The following is a 25075-nucleotide window of genomic DNA, read 5'->3' on the forward strand; positions in this document are numbered from 1 at the left end:
TTCAGTGCAGCCTCGGCGTCGCTCCGACGCCCTTTTCGTCAATCAGCATGCCGCGCTTGAACCGGTCGAGCGTGAAGGCGGCGTTGAGGGAGTGCGGTTCGTCGCGGGCGATCGTCCAGGCAAAGCACCAGCCTGACGCCGGTGTCGCCTTGAAGCCGCCGTAGCACCAGCCGCTGTTGAGATACATTCCCGGCAGCGGCCCGGTGGTGATGATGGGCGAGCCATCCATCGACATGTCCATGATGCCGCCCCACGAGCGCAACAGCCTCACGCGCGAAAAGCCGGGGAACATGGCAACGAACTCGCTGGCCACGTCCTCGACGATCGGCAGATTGCCGCGTTGCGCGTAGGAATTGTATCCGTCGATGTCGCCGCCGAACACGAGCCCGCCCTTGTCCGACTGCGAGGCATAGAGATGGCCCGCGCCGAACGTCACGACAGTGTGCAGAACCGGCTTCAGCGATTCCGAAACGAAGGCCTGCAGCACGTGGCTCTCGATCGGCAGGTCGTCGATGCCTGCGAGCTTCATCACGCGCCCGGTCGAGCCCGCGACGGCGACCGCGACCTTCTTCGCCCTGATCTCGCCACGGCTCGTGGTAACGCCGACGATCCTTTCGCCTTCGCGCAGGAAGCCGGTGACTTCGCAATTCTCGACAATGTCGACTCCGCGCCGGTCGGCGGCGCGCGCATAGCCCCAGGCGACAGCGTCGTGCCGGGCGGTGCCGGCACGGGGCTGCATTAGTCCTCCGACGATCGGGAAGCGAGCCGACGGCGAGACGTCGAGGCCGGGCACCAGCCTTGCGACGTTCTTTGCGCCGACGATCAGCTCCGCGTCGATGCCTTCATGGCGCATCGCATTGCCGCGCCGTGCGAAATCGTCGAGTTGCGAAGGCGTATGCGCTAGGTTGAGGATGCCGCGCTGGGAAAACATCACGTTGTAGTTGAGATCGTGGGAGAGATTCTCCCACAGCTTCATGGAATGCTCATAGAAGCGAGAGTTCTGCGGCAGCATGTAGTTCGAGCGCACGATCGTCGTGTTGCGGCCGATATTGCCGGAGCCGAGCCAGCCCTTCTCAAGCACCGCGACATTGCTGATCCCATGCTCGCGGGCGAGGTAGTAGGCCGTTGCAAGACCATGGCCGCCACCACCGACGACGATGACGTCGTATTCGGGCTTGGGGTCCGGCTTGCGCCATGCGGGCTTCCAGTCGCGGTTGCCGGACAATGCGTTCCGGAGGAGCGAAAAAGCGGAATATTCTGCCATGATTCCCAGCCGACTTTGCTGGTTGAGCCTATAGCCCAGCGCGCCCGCGAAACGCAAACGATCCGTCACGATCTGTCGTGGTTTCGTCGCACCACGCTCGACGCTTGCTGGAGCAGACGCGCTCGCCTAACAATGACCGCCCCGGCAACCGGACCATCGCCTCGCATGAAGCTGCAAGCCATCCTGTTCCTGCGCGTCATATTGCTTGTGCTTCTTGCCATGCCGGGCGTGGCGTTTTCGCAGGCCGGGCCAGATCATTCACCGATTTCGAGCGGCTCACCAGTTGGGCCGGAAGCTGTCGCCACGCTGCGCCAGAAGGTTGCGACGCTTGATCAACGCGCGGATCAATTGGACCGTGCGTTGCAGGGCAGTGGCGACGACGATGCCACGCTGGTCGAAATCATGACGTCGCTGGATCAGTTGAGGCACGAGGCGCGCGGGGTCGCCGCAGCATTACGGCCTCGGCTCGCATCCATCAATACGCGGCTCGACGAGATCGGGCCAGCCCGATCAGAGGGCGAACCGGCCGAGCCGATCGCGCTGGTGAGGGAACGTAACGACCTCAACAACGAGAAGGATCAGATCAACACGCTTCTGGGCGAAGCCGAGAACCTGGCATCGCGCGTCGAAGGCATGCTCGACGATGTCGTGCGGCAGCGACGCAGCCTGTTCTCGCAGACGCTGTATGAGCGCTACGACATATCGATGGCGCTGCGTGGCGAGGTGCTGGAAGATCTCGCCGCCGAGGCGCGCAAGCTCGGTATCGCGCTTTCGTCCTGGCTGACCTTCGTGGTCACCTACAAGTGGAGGGCGGTGTTGCTTGCGACGGCGTTCTCGTTGGCGGCGGCCGGCGTCTTGCTGGTCGGCGGCCGGCGGCTGTTCGCCAATCTCGTCTTTGCCGACCCGACACGGGAGAACCCGTCCTATCTCAGCCGGCTTTCCGTTGCCTTCTGGTCGACATTGCTGCCGTCTTTCTCGCTCGCAGTCTTCCTTGCCACGACCTATTTCTCCTACAGCCACTACGGGCTCCTGCGGCAGGACATCGCCGCGATGATGCTGACGCTCTTCAACGTCATCGCCATTGTCTATTTCGTCTATTCGCTGTCGAGTTCCGTGTTCTCGCCCGACCTGCCGAACTGGCGGCTCGTCCCTATTCGCTCAGGCGCCGCGCGGGTGCTGTTCTGGCTGACGATGCTGATGGCGATCGTCAACGGCCTCGACTTCGTCGCCAGCAAGATCAACCAGGTGATGGCTTCGCCGCTGTCGCTCACCGTCGCAAAGAGTCTCTGCGCCACGATCATCGTCGGCCTGCTCGTCGCGGCGATCGGGCTCGTGAAGCCCTATACGGATGAGGACGGCAGGCCGGTTGCCTGGAACCCGTTCCTGCGCGCAGCGCTCTACATTCTCGGTGGTGGCACGGTGGTCGTCGCATTGCTCGGCTATATCGGCCTGGCACGCTTCATCTCGCAGCAGATCGTCGTCACCGGCGCGATCCTCGTGACGATGTATCTGGGATTCCAGTCCGCCAGCGCAGTCTCCGAGATCGGCGCGTTCAAGAGAACCAAGCTCGGGCGCATTCTCGACGAACGGTTCAGTTTCGACGATGCGAGCGAAGACCAGATGGGTCTGGTGTTCAGCATCGGCATCAACCTCATCGTGCTTTGCATCGGCATCCCGCTGATCCTGTTGCAGTGGGGATTCCAATGGGGCGACATCGAGACCTGGATCTATGACGTCGCCACCGAGATCCGAATCGGATCGATCTCGATCTCGCTGGTCGGCATTCTCGTCGGCGTTGCGATCTTCCTGCTCGGCTTTTTCGGAACCCGCGTCTTCCAGCATTGGCTGGACAGCAAGGTCATGGCCCGCGGCCGCGTCGATGCCGGCCTGCGCAACTCCATCGGTACGGCGGTCGGCTACGCCGGCATCGCGCTTGCCGTGCTCGTCGGCATTTCGGCGGCGGGCATCGACCTTTCGAACCTCGCGCTCGTTGCCGGCGCACTCTCGCTCGGCATCGGTTTCGGACTGCAGAACATCGTCAACAACTTCGTTTCAGGTCTGATTTTGCTAGCGGAGCGGCCGTTCAAGGTCGGCGACTGGATCGTGGCGAGCGGCGTCGAGGGGACGGTGAAGAAGATCAGCGTCCGCGCGACGGAGGTGGAAACCTTCCGCCGCCAGACGGTCATCGTGCCCAACTCACTGCTGATCAATGCCTCTGTCGGCAACTGGACCCACCGCAACAAGCTCGGCCGCGTCGACATTGCGGTGGGTGTCGCCTACGACAACGACCCGAGACGGGTTCAGGAGATCCTCAGCGAAATCATCGCCGCGCAACCGGATGTGCTGAAGAATCCCGCGCCATGGGTGGCTTTCACCGGCTTTGGCAATTCGTCGCTCGACTTCGAGGCACGCGCCTTCCTCGCAGACGTGACCAACCAGCTCGGTTTCCAGAACGAGGTCCGTTTCCAGATCTACGAGCGCTTCAAGCTGGAGGGGATCGAGATCCCGTTCCCGCAGCAGGATCTCAACCTCAAATATGTTCCTTCAATCACGCTGGAGCGGGAACCGTCGCCGGAGGCGGCGCACGAAGCCGAGAGCAAGCCGCGACGACGCCGGGCGCCGGAGGCCTGATGCGTTTCAGGAAGTCGCGGCCCTTTTGGTCGATGTCGCAAACAAGCTTCGGTCCCGCCTTTGCCTCGCCCTATAGTCTGCCCGCAACATCATGTCGGAGTCGTGGGCAATGGCAGAATTTCCGGACAAGGCGAAGGTCGTCATCATTGGCCTTGGCGGCATCGTGGGCGCCTCGATCGCCCATCACCTGATCGAGCGCGGCTGGGACGACATCGTCGGCATCGACAAGTCCGGAATCCCGACAGACATCGGCTCGACCGCGCATGCGTCCGACTTCTGCTACACCACCAGCCATGACAACCTCTCGGTATGGACGACGCAGTACTCGATCGATTTCTACGAGAAGATGGGCCACTACGCCCGCATCGGTGGGCTGGAAGTCGCGCGCAAGGGCGACGAGACATGGATGGAGGAGATTCGGCGCAAGCTGACCTCGGCCAAGGCGTTTGGCACCCGCGCTCGCTATGTCGACGCCGCTGAAATCAAGCAGCTCTTCCCGCTGATCGAAGAAGACCAGGTCATGGGCGGAATGTTCGATCCCGATGCCGGCCTTGTCATTCCGCGCTCTCAGACCGTGGCCGGCAAACTCGTCGACCAAGGCGAAAAGACCGGCAAGCTGAGGGCCTTCGCCAACACCCCCGCTCAGTCGCTGATCGTCGAGAACGGCCACATCAAGGGCGTCGTAACGCATCGCGGGACGATCGAAGCCGAACACGTCATCGTCTGCGCCGGCCTCTGGGGGCGCCTGATTGCGGAGATGGTCGGAGAGGACCTGCCGGTGATGCCGGTCGACCATCCGCTGACGTTCTTCGGCCCCTATGACGAGTTCGCAGGGACCGGCAAGGAGATCGGCTACCCGCTTCTGCGCGACCAGGGCAATTCGGCCTACATGCGCGACACCGGCGATCCGAAGACAACCGAGGGCGGGCAGATCGAGTGGGGTTATTACGAGACCGACGAGCCACGGCTCTGCCATCCCCGCGAACTGCTCGAGAAGAATCAGGCGCGGCTGTCGCCTTCGCAGCGCGACCTCGACATGGAACAGATCATCGCTCCGCTCGAACGCGCGATCGAGCTGACGCCAATCCTCGGCGAACTCGGCTACAATGAAAGCCATTCCTTCAACGGCCTTCTGCAGGTGTCCGCGGCTGGCGGCCCGGCCTGCGGCGAAAGCCAGAAGGTGAGGGGGCTGTGGTATTGCGTCGCCATCTGGGTCAAGGACGGGCCGGGCTATGGCAAGCTGATCGCGGACTGGATGACCGACGGGCGCACTGGCATCGATCACGCCGGCATCGACTATGCGCGCTTCTACGCTCACCAACTCGAAGAAGGCTTCATCGAAGGGCGATGCCGCGAAGCAGCGCAGAAGATCTATTTCCCTGCGGTTCATCCACGCGAGCCCTACGCATCCGGGCGCAACGTCAAGCGCTCACCTTTCTATGAACGCGAGAAGGAGCTTGGTGGTCATTTCATGGAACTCGGCGGCTGGGAGCGCGCCCATGGCTATGCCGCCAACGATCATCTGCTGGAAAAATACGGCAATCGCATCCCGATGCGCGAGAACGAATGGGACAATCGCCATTTCTGGCGCGTGTCCAATGCCGAACATCTGGCGATGAGCGAAGATTGCGGCATCGTCAATCTGGGCCATTTCTACATGTTCGACGTCGAAGGTCCCGACCATGTGGCGCTGATGGAGTGGCTGTGTGCCGCGAAGATCGGCGGCGACGCCAATGTCGGCAAGGGCATCTACACGCATTTCCTCGATGACGAGGGCATGGTGCGCGCCGACCTGACGGTCATTCGCATGGCGGACCGCTGCCGCGTAATCGACGGCGCCGATGCCGGCCCTCGCGATTTCCACTACGTGAGGCGAGTGGCCGAGGACAAAGGCTTCGACGTCACCGTCACCGACGTTTCGGAAAGATTCGTCACGATAGGTATCTGGGGGCCGAATGCTCGTCAGACGTTGAAGAAGGTCGTCGCCGACCCCTCCGCGCTCGACCTGGAGAATTTCGCCTTCGCCGCCATCAAGCAGATCGAGATCGCCGGCAAGGCGGTCACTGCCTTTCGCATCTCCTATGTCGGCGAGCAGGGCTGGGAACTGCACATGCGCTACGAGGACGGGCTGGCAGTGTGGGACGCGCTGCGCGACACCGGCGTCATGGCGTTCGGCGTCGAGACCTATGCCAACTCGCGCCGGATGGAAAAGAGCCTGCGGCTCCAGAACGCGGACCTGCTGACCGACTACAACCTGCTCGAGGCCGATCTGGCACGTCCGAAGGTCAAGGAGGCCGATTTCCGAGGCAAGCAGAAACATCTCGAATACCGGGCGCGCGAGCATCAGCCGGCAATGTTGTGCACACTCGTGATGACCGACAATGTCGATGCCAAGGGCGTTGCCCGGTATCCAGTCGGCATGATGCCGGTCCTCGACCCGGAGACTGGCGAGACGCTCGTCGATGCGCTTGGCCGGCGCTCATACACGACATCCGTTGCCTATGGTCCGACACTCGGGCGCAACATCGCGCTCGCCTATCTTCCATGGAGCTACTGCCAGGAAGGACGCAAGTTGTCCGTGGAATATTTCGGAGACGTATTTCCGGTTGAAGTCGCCGCTGTTGGCTACAAGCCGTTGTACGATCCGGAAAGCTTGAAACCGCGCAGTTGAGCTTCAGCGCAGTCGCGGAAATGTGATGGGAAAGGCCCGGTATCGCCGGGCCTTCTTCTTTTCAACGCTTTGTCTTCACGTATCCTGCTTGCATGACACGTCGATGGCAACCTTACCTTGTGTTGCAGGCCTGCCTGATCCTCGCCCTGGCGAGCGGCGCGCCCCGGACGGCCAGCGCCGAAATCGTTGACGTGGAACTGATCCTCGCCGTGGATGTCTCGCTTTCGATGTCGCCGCAGGAACTGGCGACCCAGCGTGACGGCTACGCGGCGGCATTGAAGAGCGAGCCTGTCGTTCAGGCGATCCTTGACGGCGTCCATGGCAAGATCGCCATCGCCTATGTCGAATGGGCCGGCAGCGGGGTCCAGAAGGTCATCGTTCCTTGGACGATCATAGACAGTGCTACGGCGGCGCAGGCGGTCGCCGAGCAACTGACCCTCCATCCACCGAGCAGTGCCCGTCGCACATCGATCGCCGCAGCACTTACTTTCGCCGCAGACATGTTCGCGGAAAGCCCGCATCGCGGCATGAAGAGGGTGGTCGACGTGTCAGGCGACGGTCCCAACAATCAGGGTGGGCTCGTGATCCCGGCGCGAGACGTGCTGGTGGAGCAGGGCATCACCGTCAACGGATTGCCGTTGATGACGCAGGGCGGATATTCCAGCGTCTACGACCTGCCCGACCTCGACCGTTACTACCAGCATTGCGTGATTGGTGGCCCCGGCGCATTCATGATTCCCGTAAACGACTGGTCCCAGTTCCCCGAGGCGGTTCGGCGCAAACTCGTGCTTGAACTCGCCCGCAATCCCCGGCCGCAACACGCAGCGGAGCATGTCGTGCCGATTCAGTTCTCCCCGCCGGCCGCCGATACGGATTGTGAGATCGGCGAAAAGATGTGGCGCAATCGATCCTGGATGTGGGACAACCGCTAGGCTGGCTCGGCGTACTGGATTGGAATCTCGGTGAGGCCAAAAAAGCCTCTGCGTGACGACTGTTCGGACAGTTTTGGCGCAGCGCGGAGGGGGAAGTGCGACCAAAGCCACTGCTCAGGAATCTGCTTTACTATTGCATCCATAACCTGCGCGCGCTTTTGCTCTCGCCGCCGCGACTGTTCGCGTCGATCATCGGCCTCATCAGCCTTGCGCTGGTCGCCCATGATATAGCGAAGCGCGCTGGTTGGATGGTCGCGGCAGCGATCATCATCGTGATTGCCGCATTGTTCCTGATGTTGGTAGCGACCGCCTTTCGGCGTTCGCGGGCAACGATCAAGGATCATGAACTGTTCTACGAGGCCTACGCGCCGCCCACCCAGGCAGACCAGGCACAGATTGAAAAGGCCGCCGCCTTTTTCGGCTCCAACGCGATCAACCCTGCCGATGCAGCGGCCGCCAGTGAAAGCGATCCGTTTTCTACCGTCGTGCTGCGCGATGGAATGGGGCAGGCCGTTGGCTTCGCGGACTACTATTGCTTCGACCGCGATGTGTTTGATCGCTACTGTAACGGTCGCATCAGCGTCACGGACATGTTCGCTGACAACTTCCTGTCTCACCCTGCGGCGAGAACTGCCCCGGTCCTCTACGTATCGACCATTTTTCGGTACGACTTCATCTCCGACCAGTCGTTTCGTGGGCGCTGCGAAACTGCACTGCTCGCCTGGAGCCTGGCGCGCCTGATACGGGAGGTGCAGGAGGTGCCGCCCGAAGGCCTGACGATCTATTCCTATGGAGACAGCCCGGAAGGCAGCGCCACGCTGCGCCACTTCCGCTTCAACGATTCCGGCCGCACCGACCCAAAGGGCAACCCGCTGCTGGTTCTGGAAAATGTGCGACGAGAGCAGTTGGACACGATGTTGGCGAAATATGGCTTTCTGGGCAATCAGTGCAATTTCACCATCAGGAAGCCATATCGACTGCCGGGATAGCGGCGCTATGCCGCCATGGGCTGCTTGCGGTCGACGCGCTCCTGCTGCGGCGACCGCGCGTAAAGCTCGCGATAACATTTGGAGAAATGCGACGCGGACACGAAGCCGCAGGCGACGGCGACCTCGACGACGGGCAATGTCGACTGGATCAACAGGTGTCGGGCGCGATCGAGCCTGATCTCGAGGTAATAGCGTGCCGGCGACCGTCCCATCTCCTGGCGGAAAAGCCGTTCTATCTGGCGACGCGAAAGGCCGACATGATCGGCGATCTCGATCAGCGACAGGGGCTCGGCGAGATGCGCTTCCATCAGTTCGATGATGGTGAGAACCTTTGAGTTCTGGACGCCCAGACGCGCACGCAGTGGCAGGCGCTGGCGATCTGTCGGGCTGCGGACCCGGTCGGTCAGTACCTGCTCGCAGACGCGGTTGACGATGTTGTCGTCGAAGTCGTCGCCGATGAGCTTCAGCATCATGTCGAGAGCCGCAGTGCCGCCGGCACACGTGTAGATGTTCGCGTCGACCTCGAAGAGATCGGCATAGACATTGGCCTTGGGAAAGGCCTCCGCGAAGCCGGGCAGGTTTTCCCAATGAATGGCACAGCGTCGACCCGACAGAAGCCCGGCCTGGGCGAGCACATGCGCGCCGGTGCACAGGCCGCCGATCGCCACGCCGCGGTTGTACTCCTCCCGCAGCCAGGCGAAGACGGTCCTTTGGTTGTACTTCTCGATGTTGAGCCCCGAGCAGACGATCACCATCGACGGGCGATCGGGTCCCGCCATCTTGCGTCGTTCGTCTTCCAATGACGTGTCGACCGCGCATTCCACCCCGTTCGACCCACGCACGGGCCGGCCATCGGCGCTTGCCAGCCGCCAACGATAGGCATCGTAGCCGAGCATGCGATTTGCCGAGCGCAGCGGTTCGAGCGCGGTCGCAAAGGCGATCATCGTAAAGTCGGGAACGAGGAAGAAGACGATCGAGCGTTTGACGGGCTTTTGGGGGGTCACTTGTGCCTCCAGGGTATAAGCGGCCCGCAGACAGGTCATGTCGCGATCAGGAAACGCTCATCAGGAAAACGCATTGATGTCAACGGTATGTGCGAAAGAAATCTGACAAGTCACAGCGCCAAATCGCCGCCGGGCGATCGGCCGCACGTCCGGAGCCGGCACCACATTGCCGGCACGGTGAATGCGGCCATTTGTTTTGCACATTCGCGGTGAAAATGGCATCGCTATCATTCGGAACGGGAATCGTCATGCGCAGCCAAATATTGCAATCCGTCGCGGTCTGCCTGCTTCTTTTTTTCGGGCAAGCAGGTGCGGTTCAAGCTCAGGATGACGGCGGAGGGTTGGCTGAAGCGCTGAGCCAACTCCTGCGCGGTGGAAACGGATCCGGCGAGCCCGCAAGACGTGTTCCTTTCGGACAGGGAGAGATCCAGCTCTCGTTCGCGCCCCTGGTGAAGCAGACCGGTCCGGCCGTGGTCAATGTCTACGCTTCGCAGCAGGTTTCGAGCCGTTCACCGTTTTCGGGCGACCCGTTCTTCGAGCGCTTTTTCGGCCGGCAGCAGATGTCGCCGCGCGTGCGTTCCTCGCTTGGATCGGGCGTCATCGTCGATCCTTCGGGCTACGTGGTCACCAACTACCACGTGATCCGCGATGCCGACGAAGTGCGTGTGGCAACGCAGGACGGTCGCGAATACACGAGCGAAATACTACTCAAGGATGAGTCGCTCGATCTGGCGGTTTTGCGTATCGAAGGTCCCGAGCCCTTCCCGAGCGCCCAGCTCGGAGATTCTGACGCGCTCGAGGTCGGCGATCTCGTGCTCGCGATCGGCAACCCGTTCGGGGTCGGCCAGACGACCACCAGCGGCATCATCTCGGCGCTGGCGCGCACCCATGTCGGCGTCAATGATTTCGGTTTCTTCATCCAGACCGATGCGGCCATCAATCCGGGCAACTCAGGCGGCGCGCTGATCAACATGGTCGGCGAGGTCATCGGCATCAACACCGCCATATTCAGCCAGAGCGGCGGCTCCATCGGCATCGGTTTCGCAATCCCGTCCAACATCGTGCGCGCCGTCGTCGAGGCCGCGAAAAGTGGTCTCGACTTCTTCGAGCGTCCCTTCGTCGGCGCGACATTCGAGAATGTCACGGCGCAGATGGCCGAGGCGCTCGGCATGGACCGTCCCGCAGGTGCCTTGATCCAGTCCGTCGTGCCGGAGGGGCCTGCCGCCAATGCCGGCCTGCGGCCCGGCGATGTCGTGCTCGCAATGAACGGCTCCCTGATCGAACATCCCGATGCGCTCGGCTATCGACTGGCGACCCAGACCATCGGCAGCGTCTCCACGCTGACCGTGCTTAGTCAGGGCCGCGAGCGCGAGATCGAGATAGAACTGGTGCGCGCGCCCGAGGGGGAATCGACGGCAGAGGTCACCATAGACGGACGGAGCCCGTTTGCCGGCGCCAAGGTAGCCGCACTGTCGCCGCGCCTCGCGCAGCAACTCGGCATGCGCGCCGAAACCGGTGGTGTCGCTGTGCTCGATGTGGCGCGCAATTCGCCGGCGGCAGGCTTCGGCTTGCGCCCGAACGACATCGTGCGCGAGGTCAATGGCGAAGAAATCGACACGCCGGAAAAGTTGCGCGACGTAGCGATGTCCAATTCGCGCTGGTGGCGTTTCACCGTCGAGCGCGATGGCCGTCTCATGAACCAGATCCTGCGGTACTGACGGTCGCGATGGCTGATCTGTTCCAGCCCGAGTCATCGCCGGCCGAGCAGCCCGGACGGCCGCTTGCCGACCGTCTGCGCCCGACGACGCTCGGGCAGGTGGTCGGGCAGGAACATTTGACCGGAGACGACGGCGTCCTGACACGCATGATCCGTTCCGGCTCGCTTGGTTCGATGATCTTCTGGGGACCGCCCGGCACGGGCAAAACCACGGTCGCCAGGCTTCTTGCTGGCGAAACTGGCCTGGCATTCGAGCAAATCTCGGCGATTTTCTCAGGCGTTGCCGATCTCAAGAAGGTATTCGAGACCGCACGGATGCGCCGCGCGAACGCCCGCCAGACGCTGCTTTTCGTAGACGAGATCCATCGCTTCAATCGCGCGCAGCAGGATTCCTTCCTTCCGGTGATGGAGGACGGCACGGTCATTCTCGTCGGGGCGACCACGGAAAATCCATCGTTCGAACTGAACGCGGCGCTTCTTTCGCGTGCCCGCGTCTTGACGTTTCGTTCCCTGGAACCCGAAAGCGTCGCGGCATTGTTGGAACGCGCCGAGACAGAGGAAGGCAAGGATCTGCCCCTCGACGACGAAGCGCGTGCCGTTCTGGTTCGCATGGCCGATGGCGATGGGCGTGCGGCCCTGACGCTGGCGGAAGAAGCATGGCGTGCAGCGGGGCCGGGCGAGGTTTTCGATGCCGAGGCGATCCAGCGCATCGTCCAGCGCCGCGCGCCGATATACGACAAGAGCCAGGACGGTCACTACAATCTGATCTCGGCCTTGCACAAGGCGGTTCGCGGATCCGACCCCGATGCCGCGCTCTACTATCTGGCGCGCATGTTCGATGCCGGCGAGGACCCGCTCTATCTGGGACGCCGGCTCGTGCGCATGGCGGTCGAAGACATCGGGCTCGCGGATCCGCAAGCGCTGGTCATCACCAATGCAGCCAAGGACGCGTACGACTACCTCGGCTCGCCCGAGGGGGAACTGGCGCTGGCGCAGGCATGCGTCTATCTGGCGACTGCGCCGAAGTCGAACGCCGTCTACACCGCGTTCAAGGCGGCGATGCGCACGGCAAAGGAGCACGGCTCGCTGGCTCCGCCGCGGCATATCCTGAACGCGCCCACCAAGCTGATGAAGCAGGAGGGGTACGGATCGGGCTATCGCTATGACCACGACGAGCCCGACGCGTTCTCCGGCCAGGACTATTTCCCCGAGGCCCTCGGCAGGCAGAAATTCTATGATCCGCCGGATCGCGGTTTCGAACGCGAGATCAGGAAGCGGCTCGATTGGTGGGCGAAGCTGAGGCGCGAGAGGGAAGGGGGCTAGCCATGTATCATCTCTTGCTCGTGGCCGCGGGTGGCGCGATCGGAGCGAGCCTTCGGCATCTTGCCGGCATGGCCGCCTTCCGGCTGCTGGGACCCGGCTTTCCCTGGGCGACTGTCTTCGTCAACGTCGTGGGCTCGTTTGCCATGGGACTGTTCATCGAGATCCTGTCACGCCGCTTCGACGGCTCCAACGAGTTGCGGCTCTTCATTGCGACCGGGCTGCTTGGCGGGTTCACCACCTTTTCCGCGTTCTCACTCGATTTCGCCGTGCTTTACGAGCGCGGCGCCCTTGGGCAGGCCTTCGGCTATGCGGCCGGCAGTGTCGTGGTGTCGATTGCCGCGTTGTTCGTCGGATTGTGGGTCGCAAGAAGCATTGCCTGATGCTATCTGGCTGCGGCGAGAGAAAGTACATCAAGAATGTCAGGCGTCGAACAGATCAAGGTTGAACCAGGCGAGTCGGGCATGCGCCTCGATCGCTGGTTCAAGATTCACTATCCGGGATTGGGCTTCGGCCACCTGCAGAAGCTGCTTCGCTCGGGGCAGGTGCGGGTGGACGGCGGGCGCGCCAAGGCGGACACGCGCATCGAGCCCGGCCAGATGGTCCGGGTGCCGCCGCTTGGCGTCGACCGCAAGGGCGACCAGCCGCTGACGGCGCGCACGATCCGCAACCAGGGCGACGGCGACGTCCTGTCGAAGATGATCCTGTATGAAGATCCTGCGGTCTTCGTCTTCAACAAGCCTTCTGGACTCGCCGTGCAGGGCGGGTCGGGCGTCTCTCGCCATGTCGACGACATGCTGGAAGCATTCCGCAACAAGAAGGGCGAGAAGCCGCGCCTCGTCCACCGCCTCGACCGCGACACCTCCGGTGCGCTCGTTGTCGCCCGCAGCAGGCTGGCCGCGATGAAGCTTGCGGAGTCTTTTCGCGGGCGTGACGCGCGCAAGACCTACTGGGCACTCGTCAAGGGCGTTCCGAAGAAGCATGAGGATCGAATTTCCACCTGGCTGGTGAAGGAACAGACGTTCGATGGCGACCGCATGCGCGTTGCCAAGCATGGCGAGGACGGCGCCGACCATGCCATTTCCCACTATCGCGTGGTCGAGCAGGCGGGCCAAAGGATGTCGTGGCTGGAGATGGAGCCACATACAGGCCGAACGCACCAGCTTCGCGTGCACGCCGCCCATATCGGCTGCCCTATCATCGGCGATCCGAAATATTTCGAGGCTGACCAGAACTGGGATTTTCCCGGCGGGCTCCAGAACCGGCTTCACCTGCACGCCAGACGTATCGTGATCCCCAATCCCAATGGCGGAATGATCGACGTGACCGCGCCACTGCCTCCGCACATGCGGCAGAGCTGGAACCTGCTGGGCTTCGACGAGCAGAGCGCGGAAGAAGACAAGTGACAGCGTCGACGGGCATGGTGCAGGCGCGGCCGGCGATCGACGCCTTCGCGGCCGCCCTAATGGTCCTGCTGACACTGTCATGGGGCCTCAACCAGGTGGCGGTGAAGCTCGCGAATGTCGGCTACAACCCGGTCTTTTCCGTGCTGCTGCGCTCCGCCGTGGGCGGTGTCCTCGTCTGGATCTGGTGCCGCTACCGCGGCATCGCATTGTTCGAGCGCGACGGAACCCTTTTGCCGGGCATCGCGGCGGGCGTTCTGTTCGGGATCGAATTCGCGCTGATCTTCGTCGGGCTCGACTACACGACCGCGGCGCGCGGCACGCTGATGGTCAACACGATGCCGTTCTGGGTGCTGTTGGGCGCGCACTTCACGCTCGGGGAACGGATTTCGTTGCGAAAATTCTGGGGACTGGCACTCGCGTTCGGTGGTGTGGTTCTGGTGTTTTCCGACGAACTCAGCCTGCCTGGCCCCGACGCTCTGCTGGGTGACGTCATGTGCCTGATCGCCGGCATTCTCTGGGCGTTGACGACGTTGATCATCAAGGGCTCGCGCCTGTCTTCGGCCAGCGCCGAGAAGACGCTGCTCTACCAGCTCGGCGTATCGGCGCTGTTCCTTGTGCCATTCGTGCCGTTGGCCGGACCCGTGTTGCGCGACGTCAATGCAATGGCGACGTGGTCGCTCGTCTTCCAGTCGGTCTACATCGTCGCGGTGACCTATGTGCTATGGTTCTGGCTGATGCGCCGCTATCCGGCTGCCGGCTTGTCCAGTTTTGCCTTTCTGACGCCTGCTTTCGGTGTTCTCAGTGGCGGCCTGCTGTTGAACGAGCCGCTATCAATGCGCATCTTCGTGGCGCTGGCCCTCATCGCTATCGGGCTGGCGGTGGTCAACAGGCCCGTACGGCGCACATTGCCGGGCTGACCGGAATACGACAAACCCAGGACCAGACGATGCGCGACCTCCTCAACGATCTCGAAGCGGGCCACTTCCTATCCGATCCGGATCCCGTTCGCAGGGCGCAGATCCAGATGCGCCAGCCACTCCCGAAGCGCTTCTACAAGGCCGCAACGGTGGCCGAGACACCCGAGGGCCACTCCGTGCAACTGGACGGCAAGCCGATACGCACGCCGGGCAGGGCACAGCTCCTGCTGCCGACAGGCGCTGCGGCAGCGCTCGTCGCAGGCGAATTCGAAGCCCAGAAAGACACGATCGATCCGGTCACGATGCCCGTCCTTCGACTGGCCAACACCGCCATCGACGGCGTTGCGAGCGATATGCAGGCCGTACTCGAAGACGTGATGCGGTTTTCGTCGTCGGACATGCTCTGCTATCGCGCGGATTCGCCGGATGCCCTCGTCTCGCGTCAGGCAGAAGCGTGGGACCCGGTGCTCGACTGGGCGCACGCGACGCTCGGCGCGCGATTCTTCCTTGCCGAAGGCGTCATGCATGTCGAGCAGCCGCGCGAGGCGATCGCGGCCGTCGGCCTCTGGCTGCGGCAGCGGGAAGAACCGTTCCGCCTGTCTGCCATCCATCTCATGACGACGCTGACGGGGTCGGCGTTGATCGCATTGGCGACGGAAGCGCGGGCAATCGATCCCGATACCGCGTGGACGGCCGCCCATGTCGATGAGGACTGGACGATCGAGCACTGGGGCGAAGACGCCGAAGCAAGCCTGCGCCGCGCGTTGCGGCGGCGAGACTTCGACGCCGCGGTGGCACTCGCCCGTTCAGTGGACGCAACGGCCTGAGGCCTAATAGAATAGACCTCACGCACTGAGTGAAACCAGCAAAGAAGGGCCGGCGCGTTTCCGCGCCGGCCCTATTTCATTTCGATCGTCTCGGAAGGATCAGACCGAATAGTACATGTCGTACTCGACCGGGTGCGGCGTCATTTCGAAGCGCATCACCTCAGCCATCTTCAGCTCGATGTAGGCGTCGATCTGGTCGTCGTCGAACACGCCACCAGCCTTGAGGAAGCCGCGGTCCTTGTCGAGGCTCTGCAGGGCTTCGCGCAGCGAGCCGCAGACGGTCGGGATCTTCTTCAGTTCCTTTGCCGGCAGGTCGTAGAGATCCTTGTCCATGGCCTGGCCCGGATGGATCTTGTTCTTGATGCCGTCGAGACCGGCCATCAGCATCGCGGCAAAGCCGAGATACGGGTTTGCCGTCGGGTCGGGGAAGCGAACCTCGACGCGCTTGGCCTTCGGGTTGGAGCCGAAGGGAATGCGGCACGACGCCGAGCGGTTGCGGGCCGAGTAGGCCAGCAGCACGGGGGCTTCGTAGCCCGGCACGAGGCGCTTGTACGAGTTGGTCGACGGGTTGGTAAAGGCGTTCAGGGCCTTCGCATGCTTGATGATGCCGCCGATGTAGAACAGGCACGCTTCGGAAAGCCCTGCATATTCATTGCCTGCAAAGGTCGGCTTGCCGTCTTTCCAGATCGACTGGTGGACGTGCATGCCTGAGCCGTTGTCGCCGAAGATCGGCTTCGGCATGAAGGTTGCCGTCTTGCCATAGGCATTGGCGACCTGGTGCACGACATACTTGTAGATCTGCATCTTGTCGGCGTTGCGCACGAGCGTGTCGAACTTGATGCCGAGTTCGTGCTGAGCTGCAGCCACCTCGTGGTGGTGCTTTTCCACGACGACGCCCATCTCCGACAGGACCGTCAACATCTCCGAGCGCATGTCCTGGCAGGAATCGACCGGCGGAACCGGGAAGTAGCCGCCCTTGACGCGCGGACGATGGCCGAGGTTGCCGGTCTCGTAATCGGTGTCGTCGTTGGACGGCAGTTCGGTCGAATCGAGCTTGAAGCCGGTGTTGTATGGATCGGCCTTGTACTTGACGTCGTCGAAGACGAAGAATTCCGCCTCGGGACCGACGAAGATCGTATCGCCAATGCCTTCCGACTTCATATAGGCCTCGGCCTTCTTGGCCGTGCCGCGCGGATCGCGATTGTAGGACTCACCAGAGACCGGATCGAGAATGTCGCAGACGACGACCATCGTGGACTGCGCGAAAAACGGATCCATGTGAGCCGTCTCGGTGTCCGGCATCAGCACCATGTCGGACTCGTTGATCGCCTTCCAGCCGCCGATGGAGGAGCCATCGAACATGACGCCGTCAGCGAACATGTCCTCGTCGACGGCCACGACGTCCATCGTGACGTGCTGCAGCTTGCCCTTGGGGTCAGTGAAGCGCAGGTCGACGAACTTAACGTCGTTGTCCTTGATCTGCTTCATGATGTCGTTTGCTGTCGTCATTTGCTGTTTCCCTGTGATGACGTTTCAGAAAAGGGTTTTTGGACGGCGTGCGTCCCTCAGATGGCCTCGACGCCGGTTTCGCCCGTGCGGATGCGGACGACTTCTTCGACGCTCGAGACAAAGATCTTGCCGTCGCCGATGCGTCCGGTCTGGGCCGCCTTGCGGATCGCCTCGATGGCTGCTTCGACGCTTTCGTCGGCCAGCACCACCTCGATCTTCACTTTCGGGAGGAAATCCACGACATATTCGGCGCCGCGATAGAGTTCCGTATGGCCCTTCTGACGACCGAAACCTTTCGCCTCCGTGACGGTGATGCCTTGGAGCCCGACTTCCTGAAGGGCTTCCTTCACCTCGTCGAGCTTGAACGGTTTGATGATCGCCTCGATCTTTTTCATGCGATGGTGGCCTCCGGTAGGATAAAGACGGGTAGAACGGTCCCGCTTCGCGAAAATGCAAGCATGAAGCGTGCCAAGTTCGTGCCACGACACCGTTTGCGGGGTCAAGCGAACATGACGCAGGGCAAATCGATGATTGTGCGCCTTGCCTCGGGTTATGCCGCCAAGGTCGTCTGCGACATCGGTTGCGGACATAGTGGAGGTTGATGAATTTTTATGCAACGTGCATATGATTGGGGCACACCGATCGAACTTTTGACGCCGGAGGAAATGGCGCGGGCCGACCTGCTTGCAATTGGCGGCGTGGACGGCGGCGGCTATCGGCTGATGTGCAACGCCGGCCTTGCGGTCGGGCGCGAACCTGTAACCCGCTATCCGCAAGCGACAGCATTCGACGTCCTGTGTGGGCCCGGCAATAATGGCGGCGATGGCTATGTCGTTGCAAGACTGCTGCACGAATGGGGCAGCCTCGTTAGGGTCTGGACGGACGGTGCGCCGCGCGCCGCGACTGATGCCGCGCTGGCTGCCGCAGATTGCCCGGTGACCGTTGCTCCGCTTGCCGATTTCGTGCCCTCGCCTGGGGCCGTCGTCGTCGATGCGCTCTACGGCGCTGGACTGACGCGGGCCCTGGACGGCGCTGCCTTGCAAGCGGCAAGAGCCTGCAATGCCGCCGGCTGCACCGTGGTATCGGTCGACCTCCCGTCGGGCGTATCGGGCGCCAGTGGCGTCTCGCTTGGCGACGCGTTTGCGGCGCTACTGACCGTGACGTTCTTCCGCAGGAAGCCCGGCCATATGCTTGAGCCAGGGCGTCGCCTCTGCGGCGAGACGATCGTTGCCGATATCGGCATCGAGGGCGGTGTGCTCGATGTCGTCAAGCCGCTGGCCTTCGTCAATTCTCCCCTCAGTTGGCGCCACTCGTTTCCAAGGCCCGATCCCGACCAGCATAAATATTCGCGTGGCCACGTCGCCGTCTTCTCCGGTGGCATGATTTCGACCGGCGCAGCGCGTCTTGCAGCCATGGCTGCTGCGCGCATCGGGGCAGGGGCGGTGACCATTTATTCACCTGCCGCCGCCATCGCCACGAATGCGGCCCATCTGACGTCGATCATGCTGCGCAAGATCGACGACGCGTCCGAACTGCGTGCGGCTCTCGCAGCGCGCGCACCCGATGCGTTCGTGCTCGGACCTGGCTTCGGGCTCGGCAGGCCTGTGCGCGAGACGGTGCTCTCATTGCTTCGCGGCACCCAAAAGGGCGTATTGGTGCTGGATGCCGATGGGCTCAGCGCATTCCGCGACGAGCCTGAAGGGCTCTTCGAAGACGCGCGGCGCTCGCGCATGGGACTGGTACTGACGCCGCACGAGGGTGAGTTCGCGCGTCTGTTTCCCGATCTCGCCTGCAGTGACACGCTTTCAAAGCTCGACAAGGCGCGCGAAGCGGCCAATCGCGCGGGAAGCGTCGTGGTCTACAAGGGTCCCGACACGGTTATTGCCGCCCCGGATGGCCGCGCGGCGATCAATGCCAACGGTTCACCCTATCTTGCGACGGCGGGTTCCGGCGATGTCCTGGCTGGCATGATCGCGGGACTTTGCGCACAGAATATGCCCGCGTTCGATGCAGCATGTGTCGCCGTGTGGATCCACGCCGAAGCTGCCTTACGCTTCGGCCCCGGGCTGATCGCCGAGGACCTTCCGGGCATGCTGCCACCCTTGCTTGGGGAGTTGCTAGCCGACTAACTCCTGGAGTGCGATGGCTCCTTGGGGAGCGCGCACCTTACCTTCATGGATGATGTAGGCGAACACGTCGCGCGGCGTCTTCTCGACCTTAGCATCGGGGTCGGCGCGCGGCAGGCTGTCGGGCACGCCGCCCGCAGCCCATGTCTGCATGCATCTCGCCCAGCTATCGAGATCGTCCTGTGCATAGGCAGTCGGAATGTCGTCGCTGCCGCGCTGCAGCCGCGCATAGACGAAGTCGGCCGTCACGTCCGCGATCTCGGGATAGTCGGCATGATGCGCGTAGCAGATCGCCATGCGGTATTTCCGCGCGAGTGCGACGAAGCCTGCATCGACGAAGGTCGGGTGCCGCACTTCGAGCACGTGGCGCAGCGTCAGGCCGGCATGCTTTTCCGGCAGCAGCTTCAGAAACCCTTCGAAATCCTCGGGATCGAACTTCTTGGTGTTAGCGAACTGCCAGCAGATCGGTCCCAGCTTCGGGCCGAGTTCTTCCAGCCCCTGGGCGAAGAACTTTGCCATTGATTCCCCTGCCTCGGCCAGCACCTTGCGGTTGGTGACGAAACGGTTGCCCTTGATCGAAAAGACAAAATCGTCCGGCGTCTCCTCGTTCCATTTGGCGTAGGTGGCCGGTTTGAACCCTGAATAGTAGGTGCCGTTGACCTCGATCGTCCTGACCTGGCGCGAGGCGTATTCGAGCTGCTTCTTCTTCGACAGCTTGTCGGGATAGAACGTGCCCTCCCAAGGCTCGAAGGTCCAGCCGCCCATGCCGGCGCGGATCGTTCCGGAAGTCACGATTTGCTCCTCCAAATTAGTGGAATGCCCTATCGGCCGCGCTGTTTCCTGCGCACTCCAATGTAAGATTTGATGCATAGGCTGGATGACAGATCAATGTGGTGGATGGAACAGAAATATTCGGGAAAATATACACGCCTTTCTGCATAAGTTGTGGTCTATCGCAATAAAATAGCGTCTCAAACCACTTTTTATGCTTGAGGCCATACATGACGACAATCGACGGCGTTGCGCGCTTGATAAAATCGCGAATTAAGGTTGCTCTCCTCTCGAATAAGAATCTGTAGTATGTTTTTCGACTGACCCTAATTTCTGGAACTCTAGTCCAATCAGCATACAGCCACTTATTTATAGATGGCGAGGGGAGAGGGAATAGCTCTATTGATGCCACGTCACTATCAGGACCACACCATTCATCGCGCTGGAATGCATTGAGATCTTTGATAGGAATACCGAGTGCATTCCGGTATAGTTTTATAAGGCCCTGCCACGTATTCTGACGTCGATAGCCGGCTGTGCAGAATAGCTGCGGCATGCCTATGCGGGAATGGTATTCACGAATATCTGCCAGTCGAGGACGGCCAAGCGCCTCCCACGCATTTAGTCGTTTTGCTACCTCTTCGAGAGAGTTTCCGCCTCCTTCCTCCATCCCTATAAAGACTATTCTAGGCTTAGCGCTGCCATAGCCAAGAAAATTGAACGAGAAATCCTGAATAAGTTCGTCGTCTAGCACGTTGACTACTCCGCCGCCTCGCGCTTGCCGGGAGGCCTTCTCTCCAGAAGTTCCCTCAGAAATTGCCCGGTATGGCTGCGGGGTTCGTCGACGACGTCTTCCGGCGTCCCCGAAGCAACGAGTTCGCCGCCGCCGTCGCCTCCGTCAGGACCAAGGTCGAGCAACCAGTCGGCGGTCTTGATCACCTCGAGATTGTGCTCGATGACGACCACGGTGTTGCCCTGCTCGACGAGTTCATGCAGCACTTCGAGCAGTTTGGCGACGTCGTGGAAGTGCAGGCCGGTCGTCGGCTCATCAAGGATGTATAGCGTCTTGCCCGTCGCCTTGCGCGACAGTTCCTTGGCGAGCTTGATGCGCTGCGCCTCGCCGCCCGAAAGCGTGGTCGCCTGCTGTCCGACCTTGATGTAGCCCAGCCCCACCTTGGCCAGCGTCGCCAGCTTGTCGCGCACGCCCGGCACCGCGGCGAAGAAGTCGACGCCTTCCTCGACCGTCATGTCGAGCACGTCGGCGATCGACTTGCCCTTGAACAACACTTCCAGCGTCTCGCGGTTGTAGCGCTTGCCGTGGCAGACGTCACAGGTGACGTAGACGTCCGGCAGGAAGTGCATCTCGATCTTGATGACGCCGTCGCCCTGGCATGCCTCGCAGCGCCCGCCCTTGACGTTGAAGGAGAAACGGCCCGGCTGGTAGCCGCGCGCCTTGGCCTCCGGCAGACCGGCGAACCAGTCGCGGATCGGCGTGAAGGCGCCCGTGTAGGTCGCGGGATTGGAACGCGGCGTGCGGCCGATCGGGCTCTGGTCGATGTCGATGACCTTGTCGAGGAACTCGAGCCCCTCGATGCGGTCATGGTCGGCCGGGTGCTCGCGCGATCCCATGATGCGGCGCGAGGCGGCTTTGAACAGCGTCTCGATCAGGAAGGTCGACTTGCCGCCGCCCGAAACGCCGGTGACACAGGTGAACGTGCCGAGCGGAATTTCGGCGGTGACGTTCTTCAGGTTGTTGCCGCGCGCGCCGACTACCTTGATGCGCTTGCCCTTCTTGCCTTTGCGCCGCTCTGAGGGGACGGGAATGCCCATCGCGCCCGAAAGATATTGCCCGGTCAGCGAGTTGGGGTTGGCCATCACTTCGGCGGGCGTGCCCTGGGCGATGACCTTGCCGCCATGAATGCCGGCCGCCGGTCCGATGTCGACGACGTAGTCGGCGGTCAGCACGGCGTCCTCGTCGTGCTCGACCACGATGACCGTATTGCCGAGGTCGCGAAGATGCTTGAGCGTATCGAGCAAGCGGGCATTGTCACGCTGGTGCAGGCCGATCGACGGCTCGTCCAGCACGTAGAGCACGCCGGTCAGGCCGGAGCCGATCTGCGAGGCGAGGCGGATGCGCTGGCTCTCGCCACCAGACAGCGTGCCCGAATTGCGCGACAGCGTCAGATAGTCGAGGCCGACATCATTGAGGAAGCGCAGGCGCTCGCGGATCTCCTTGAAGATGCGCGCGGCGATCTCGTTCTGCTTGTCGGAGAGCTTGCCGGGCAGTTCGTTGAACCACGCATCCGCCTTGCGGATGGACATGCCTGTCACTTCGCCTATGTGCAAGCCAGCGATCTTGACCGCCAGTGCCTCCGGCTTGAGCCGATAGCCATTACAGGCCGGGCAGGGGGTGGCTGACATGAAGCGCTCGATCTCCTCGCGCATCCAGGCCGACTCCGTCTCTTTCCAGCGGCGCTCCAGATTGGGGATCACGCCCTCGAAAGTCTTGGTCGTCTTGTAGGCTCGCAGCCCATCGTCATAGGCGAATTCGATCTTGCGATCGCCGGTGCCACGGAGGATCGCATCCTTGCCTTCGTCCGGCAGATCGCGCCAGCGGTCGCCAACCTTGAAGCCATACGCCTTGCCCAGCGCTTCCAGCGTCTGAAGATAGTAGGGCGATGTGGATTTCGCCCACGGCGCCACGGCGCCCTGGCGCAGCGAAACATGCTCCTCGGGAACCACCAGGAACGGATCGATGGCGCGTTGCGTGCCGAGACCATCGCAGGCTGGGCACGCGCCGAACGGATTGTTGAACGAAAACAGTCGTGGCTCGATCTCGGGAATCGTGAAGCCGGACACCGGGCAGGCGAATTTCTCCGAGAACAGGATGCGCTCGTGCGTCTCGTTCTTCGACTTGTTGACCGCATCCGCGCCCGTCTGGCTGGCATCGAGCGGCTTGTCGGCGAATTCGGCGACGGCGATGCCTTCGGCGAGCTTGAGCGCCGTCTCGAGCGAGTCGGCCAGGCGGGCAGACAGGTCAGGACGCACCACGACACGGTCGACCACCACGTCGATGTCGTGCTTGTATTTCTTGTCCAGCGTCGGAACGTCTCCGATCTCGTAGAAGGTGCCGTCGATCTTGACGCGCTGGAACCCCTTCTTCTGGAGCTCGGCCAGTTCCTTGCGGTACTCGCCCTTGCGGCCGCGCACGATCGGCGCGGTGATGTAAAGCCGCGTCCCTTCCTCGAGCGCGAGAACGCGGTCGACCATCTGCGATACCGTCTGGCTCTCGATCGGCAGTCCGGTGGCCGGCGAATACGGAATGCCGGCGCGCGCGAAGAGCAGGCGCATGTAGTCGTAGATTTCAGTGACCGTGCCGACGGTGGAGCGCGGGTTCTTCGATGTGGTCTTCTGCTCGATGGAAATGGCCGGCGAAAGCCCGTCGATCTGGTCGACATCCGGCTTCTGCATCATTTCGAGAAACTGGCGCGCATAGGCCGACAGGCTCTCGACATAGCGACGCTGGCCTTCGGCATAGATGGTATCGAATGCAAGCGACGACTTGCCGGACCCCGAGAGCCCGGTCATCACGATCAGCCTGTCGCGCGGAAGGTCGAGATCGACGTTCTTGAGATTGTGCTCGCGCGCGCCGCGAATGGAAATGAATTTGTGGTCCGCCATGACCCTGTCGCCGCCTTGCATTGAAATGGCCGGCGCTTTGCCGGCCCTGAGCCTATATGGTGGTCGGGTCGCCATCCGTCGAGGCGGCCGCGTTCATGAAAACCAGCGATCGGTTTTCACGCATTCCAGCAATCAGGGCAAGCGCAAAGAACAGAGTGCGAACGACTTCCTGACATCGTGCTGGCAGGAGGGCGGTCGGGGTCGTCACGAATTGTTTCGCCGGGCACCTTTCCATTGACGCAGCGGAGGGCAGGGAGCACATTGTTACGGTGCAGTTGACGCTCGCGTCGTAGATCGTCCACACGCGCCCATGCGGCGGTGGAAACACTTCGTAGCTTGAGCATGCCTGCACTGAACGCAACCGGAAAGGAGGGAGGCATGACTCCACCCGACCAACTTGGCAGGCTCCTCGCTTGAAGGAGCCGCGGCGACGTTCGGACCGATCTAGAGGTGCCGCTGACATCGTCGATATCACCTCACAATCTGGCATATGGTCGGATCATCGGGCGTGACCCGAGACGCATCCGAAAACAGCCGGGCGCTTTGGCCCGACGGGAAACCATGAGTTTCCGTTGCCCTGCCCACCTCCGTGGTGGCAGGGCATTTGTCTGTGCCTCGAGCCCGGCGCTGCCACCCTGGACTTGCAAATGCTCCGGTTTGACGCTAGAACAAAAAGCGAACGCCATCGTCCATATTATTTGTGGACGACGCCCGGCGACAAGTCGACGGACAGCGCATGAATGCCGGGGTTCGGATAGTGTGCCGGCGACATCATTCAAGGTTTAGGACGAGCGCAGGAGAGTTTCATGGCCGGTAGTGTCAACAAGGTCATTCTGGTGGGCAATCTCGGGGCCGATCCCGAGATCCGTCGTTTGAATTCCGGCGATCCGGTCGTCAACCTGCGCATCGCCACATCCGAAACGTGGCGCGACAAGGGAAGCGGTGAACGCCGAGAGAAGACCGAATGGCATAACGTCGTGATATTCAACGACAATCTCGCCAAGGTTGCCGAGCAATATTTGAAGAAGGGCGCCAAGGTTTACATTGAGGGCCAGCTGCAGACCCGCAAATGGCAGGATCAGACCGGTCAGGACAAATACACCACGGAAGTGGTGTTGCAGAAATTCCGCGGCGAGTTGCAGATGCTTGACTCGCGCGGCGAAGGCGGCGGCGGCCAGGTTGGCTACCAGGGCGGCGGGCGAGGTTCGGACTTCGGGCAGTCAGGCCCGAGCGACGATCGTGGCCGCGGCAGCAGCGGTGGGGGTGGTGGCGGCTTTTCGCGCGACCTCGATGACGAGATCCCCTTCTAA

19 protein-coding genes are annotated in these 25075 nt (G+C 62.1%); 12 read left to right on the top strand and 7 right to left on the bottom strand.

The annotated features are described in order from the left end of the window. Nucleotide 1: 1 nt before the first annotated feature. On the bottom strand, nt 2-1264 hold the full coding sequence (locus tag AAFN84_RS05830; protein ID WP_347513549.1) for a sarcosine oxidase subunit beta family protein: 1263 nt from the start codon (nt 1262-1264) through the stop codon (nt 2-4). A 165-nt stretch (nt 1265-1429) separates the two neighbouring features. Here AAFN84_RS05830 and AAFN84_RS05835 point away from each other — a divergent pair, with 165 nt between their 5' ends. The 4 genes from AAFN84_RS05835 (at nt 1430) to AAFN84_RS05850 (ending at nt 8487) form a co-directional block, all read left to right on the top strand. After that, nucleotides 1430-3895 (top strand): mechanosensitive ion channel family protein, encoded by a 2466-nt coding sequence (locus AAFN84_RS05835; RefSeq protein ID WP_347513550.1) that lies wholly within the window; start codon nt 1430-1432, stop codon nt 3893-3895. A 109-nt stretch (nt 3896-4004) separates the two neighbouring features. Next, nucleotides 4005-6566 carry an FAD-dependent oxidoreductase gene (locus AAFN84_RS05840; RefSeq protein ID WP_347513551.1) on the top strand — a complete coding sequence of 854 codons (2562 nt, stop codon included), beginning with the start codon at nt 4005-4007 and terminating at the stop codon, nt 6564-6566. Nucleotides 6567-6658: 92 nt separating this feature from the next. Further along, on the top strand, nt 6659-7498 hold the full coding sequence (locus AAFN84_RS05845; protein ID WP_347513552.1) for a DUF1194 domain-containing protein: 840 nt from the start codon (nt 6659-6661) through the stop codon (nt 7496-7498). Nucleotides 7499-7656: 158 nt separating this feature from the next. After that, a complete protein-coding gene (locus tag AAFN84_RS05850; RefSeq protein WP_347513553.1) occupies nt 7657-8487 on the top strand; it encodes a hypothetical protein in 831 nt (276 codons plus the stop codon). A gap of 5 nt (nt 8488-8492) precedes the next feature. On the opposite strand, the gene AAFN84_RS05855 is transcribed toward AAFN84_RS05850, so the two are convergent. Beyond that, on the bottom strand, nt 8493-9431 hold the full coding sequence (locus tag AAFN84_RS05855; RefSeq protein WP_347513808.1) for a GlxA family transcriptional regulator: 939 nt from the start codon (nt 9429-9431) through the stop codon (nt 8493-8495). Between the two features lie 308 nt (nt 9432-9739). On the opposite strand from AAFN84_RS05855, the gene AAFN84_RS05860 reads away from it, so the two are divergent. Genes AAFN84_RS05860 through AAFN84_RS05885 form a run of 6 tightly spaced genes read left to right on the top strand, consistent with a single transcriptional unit; the run spans nt 9740 to nt 15678 of the window. Next, nucleotides 9740-11209 carry a DegQ family serine endoprotease gene (locus AAFN84_RS05860; RefSeq protein ID WP_347513554.1) on the top strand — a complete coding sequence of 490 codons (1470 nt, stop codon included), beginning with the start codon at nt 9740-9742 and terminating at the stop codon, nt 11207-11209. Between the two features lie 8 nt (nt 11210-11217). After that, nucleotides 11218-12531, top strand: a complete 1314-nt coding sequence (locus AAFN84_RS05865) for a replication-associated recombination protein A (RefSeq protein ID WP_347513555.1) — start codon at nt 11218-11220, stop codon at nt 12529-12531. 2 nt (nt 12532-12533) lie between these two features. Beyond that, entirely contained in the window at nt 12534-12911 is a 378-nt protein-coding gene (gene crcB, locus AAFN84_RS05870) for a fluoride efflux transporter CrcB (RefSeq protein ID WP_347513556.1), read from the top strand. Nucleotides 12912-12947: 36 nt separating this feature from the next. Continuing rightward, entirely contained in the window at nt 12948-13934 is a 987-nt protein-coding gene (locus tag AAFN84_RS05875; RefSeq protein WP_347513557.1) for an RluA family pseudouridine synthase, read from the top strand. Continuing rightward, on the top strand, nt 13931-14851 hold the full coding sequence (locus AAFN84_RS05880) for a DMT family transporter (RefSeq protein WP_347513558.1): 921 nt from the start codon (nt 13931-13933) through the stop codon (nt 14849-14851). Before AAFN84_RS05875 ends, AAFN84_RS05880 begins: the two co-directional genes overlap by 4 nt. Nucleotides 14852-14880: 29 nt before the next feature. Then, the gene (locus AAFN84_RS05885; RefSeq protein WP_347513559.1) at nt 14881-15678 is read left to right on the top strand and encodes an ATP12 family protein; all 798 of its coding nucleotides are present in this window, start codon (nt 14881-14883) and stop codon (nt 15676-15678) included. 99 nt (nt 15679-15777) lie between these two features. On the opposite strand, the gene glnA is transcribed toward AAFN84_RS05885, so the two are convergent. Together glnA and AAFN84_RS05895 are read right to left on the bottom strand one after the other, a co-directional pair. Further along, nucleotides 15778-17187 (bottom strand): type I glutamate--ammonia ligase, encoded by a 1410-nt coding sequence (gene glnA / locus AAFN84_RS05890; protein WP_347513560.1) that lies wholly within the window; start codon nt 17185-17187, stop codon nt 15778-15780. 56 nt (nt 17188-17243) lie between these two features. Then, nucleotides 17244-17582: a P-II family nitrogen regulator gene (locus AAFN84_RS05895; protein ID WP_347513561.1), complete on the bottom strand. Its 339-nt coding sequence runs from the start codon at nt 17580-17582 to the stop codon at nt 17244-17246. 216 nt (nt 17583-17798) lie between these two features. Here AAFN84_RS05895 and AAFN84_RS05900 point away from each other — a divergent pair, with 216 nt between their 5' ends. Then, the gene (locus AAFN84_RS05900; RefSeq protein WP_347513562.1) at nt 17799-19316 is read left to right on the top strand and encodes an NAD(P)H-hydrate dehydratase; all 1518 of its coding nucleotides are present in this window, start codon (nt 17799-17801) and stop codon (nt 19314-19316) included. Here AAFN84_RS05900 and AAFN84_RS05905 read toward each other — a convergent pair. From AAFN84_RS05905 to uvrA, 3 genes are read right to left on the bottom strand one after another with little or no spacing between them, the layout of a single operon-like run. Beyond that, entirely contained in the window at nt 19305-20108 is an 804-nt protein-coding gene (locus tag AAFN84_RS05905) for a DUF72 domain-containing protein (protein WP_347513809.1), read from the bottom strand. The two genes, AAFN84_RS05900 and AAFN84_RS05905, sit on opposite strands and share 12 nt — an antisense overlap. Nucleotides 20109-20121: 13 nt before the next feature. Then, complete coding sequence (locus AAFN84_RS05910) at nt 20122-20838, bottom strand: hypothetical protein (protein WP_347513563.1); 717 nt, start codon at nt 20836-20838, stop codon at nt 20122-20124. 5 nt (nt 20839-20843) lie between these two features. Next, on the bottom strand, nt 20844-23765 hold the full coding sequence (uvrA, locus tag AAFN84_RS05915) for an excinuclease ABC subunit UvrA (protein ID WP_347513564.1): 2922 nt from the start codon (nt 23763-23765) through the stop codon (nt 20844-20846). 806 nt (nt 23766-24571) lie between these two features. On the opposite strand from uvrA, the gene AAFN84_RS05920 reads away from it, so the two are divergent. After that, complete coding sequence (locus tag AAFN84_RS05920; RefSeq protein ID WP_347513565.1) at nt 24572-25075, top strand: single-stranded DNA-binding protein; 504 nt, start codon at nt 24572-24574, stop codon at nt 25073-25075.

Origin of the sequence: Mesorhizobium sp. CAU 1741 (assembly GCF_039839275.1) — a bacterium.
Lineage (GTDB): Bacteria > Pseudomonadota > Alphaproteobacteria > Rhizobiales > Rhizobiaceae > Aerobium.

What these genes read in the sequence shown, in the direction of transcription:
- AAFN84_RS05830 (WP_347513549.1), bottom strand. Translation starts at nt 1,264, where the DNA reads ATGGCAGAATATTCCGCTTTTTCGCTCCTCCGGAACGCATTGTCCGGC.
- AAFN84_RS05835 (WP_347513550.1), top strand. Translation starts at nt 1,430, where the DNA reads ATGAAGCTGCAAGCCATCCTGTTCCTGCGCGTCATATTGCTTGTGCTT.
- AAFN84_RS05840 (WP_347513551.1), top strand. Translation starts at nt 4,005, where the DNA reads ATGGCAGAATTTCCGGACAAGGCGAAGGTCGTCATCATTGGCCTTGGC.
- AAFN84_RS05845 (WP_347513552.1), top strand. Translation starts at nt 6,659, where the DNA reads ATGACACGTCGATGGCAACCTTACCTTGTGTTGCAGGCCTGCCTGATC.
- AAFN84_RS05855 (WP_347513808.1), bottom strand. Translation starts at nt 9,431, where the DNA reads ATGATCGCCTTTGCGACCGCGCTCGAACCGCTGCGCTCGGCAAATCGC.
- AAFN84_RS05860 (WP_347513554.1), top strand. Translation starts at nt 9,740, where the DNA reads ATGCGCAGCCAAATATTGCAATCCGTCGCGGTCTGCCTGCTTCTTTTT.
- AAFN84_RS05865 (WP_347513555.1), top strand. Translation starts at nt 11,218, where the DNA reads ATGGCTGATCTGTTCCAGCCCGAGTCATCGCCGGCCGAGCAGCCCGGA.
- crcB (WP_347513556.1), top strand. Translation starts at nt 12,534, where the DNA reads ATGTATCATCTCTTGCTCGTGGCCGCGGGTGGCGCGATCGGAGCGAGC.
- AAFN84_RS05875 (WP_347513557.1), top strand. Translation starts at nt 12,948, where the DNA reads ATGTCAGGCGTCGAACAGATCAAGGTTGAACCAGGCGAGTCGGGCATG.
- AAFN84_RS05885 (WP_347513559.1), top strand. Translation starts at nt 14,881, where the DNA reads ATGCGCGACCTCCTCAACGATCTCGAAGCGGGCCACTTCCTATCCGAT.
- glnA (WP_347513560.1), bottom strand. Translation starts at nt 17,187, where the DNA reads ATGACGACAGCAAACGACATCATGAAGCAGATCAAGGACAACGACGTT.
- AAFN84_RS05895 (WP_347513561.1), bottom strand. Translation starts at nt 17,582, where the DNA reads ATGAAAAAGATCGAGGCGATCATCAAACCGTTCAAGCTCGACGAGGTG.
- AAFN84_RS05900 (WP_347513562.1), top strand. Translation starts at nt 17,799, where the DNA reads ATGCAACGTGCATATGATTGGGGCACACCGATCGAACTTTTGACGCCG.
- uvrA (WP_347513564.1), bottom strand. Translation starts at nt 23,765, where the DNA reads ATGGCGGACCACAAATTCATTTCCATTCGCGGCGCGCGCGAGCACAAT.
- AAFN84_RS05920 (WP_347513565.1), top strand. Translation starts at nt 24,572, where the DNA reads ATGGCCGGTAGTGTCAACAAGGTCATTCTGGTGGGCAATCTCGGGGCC.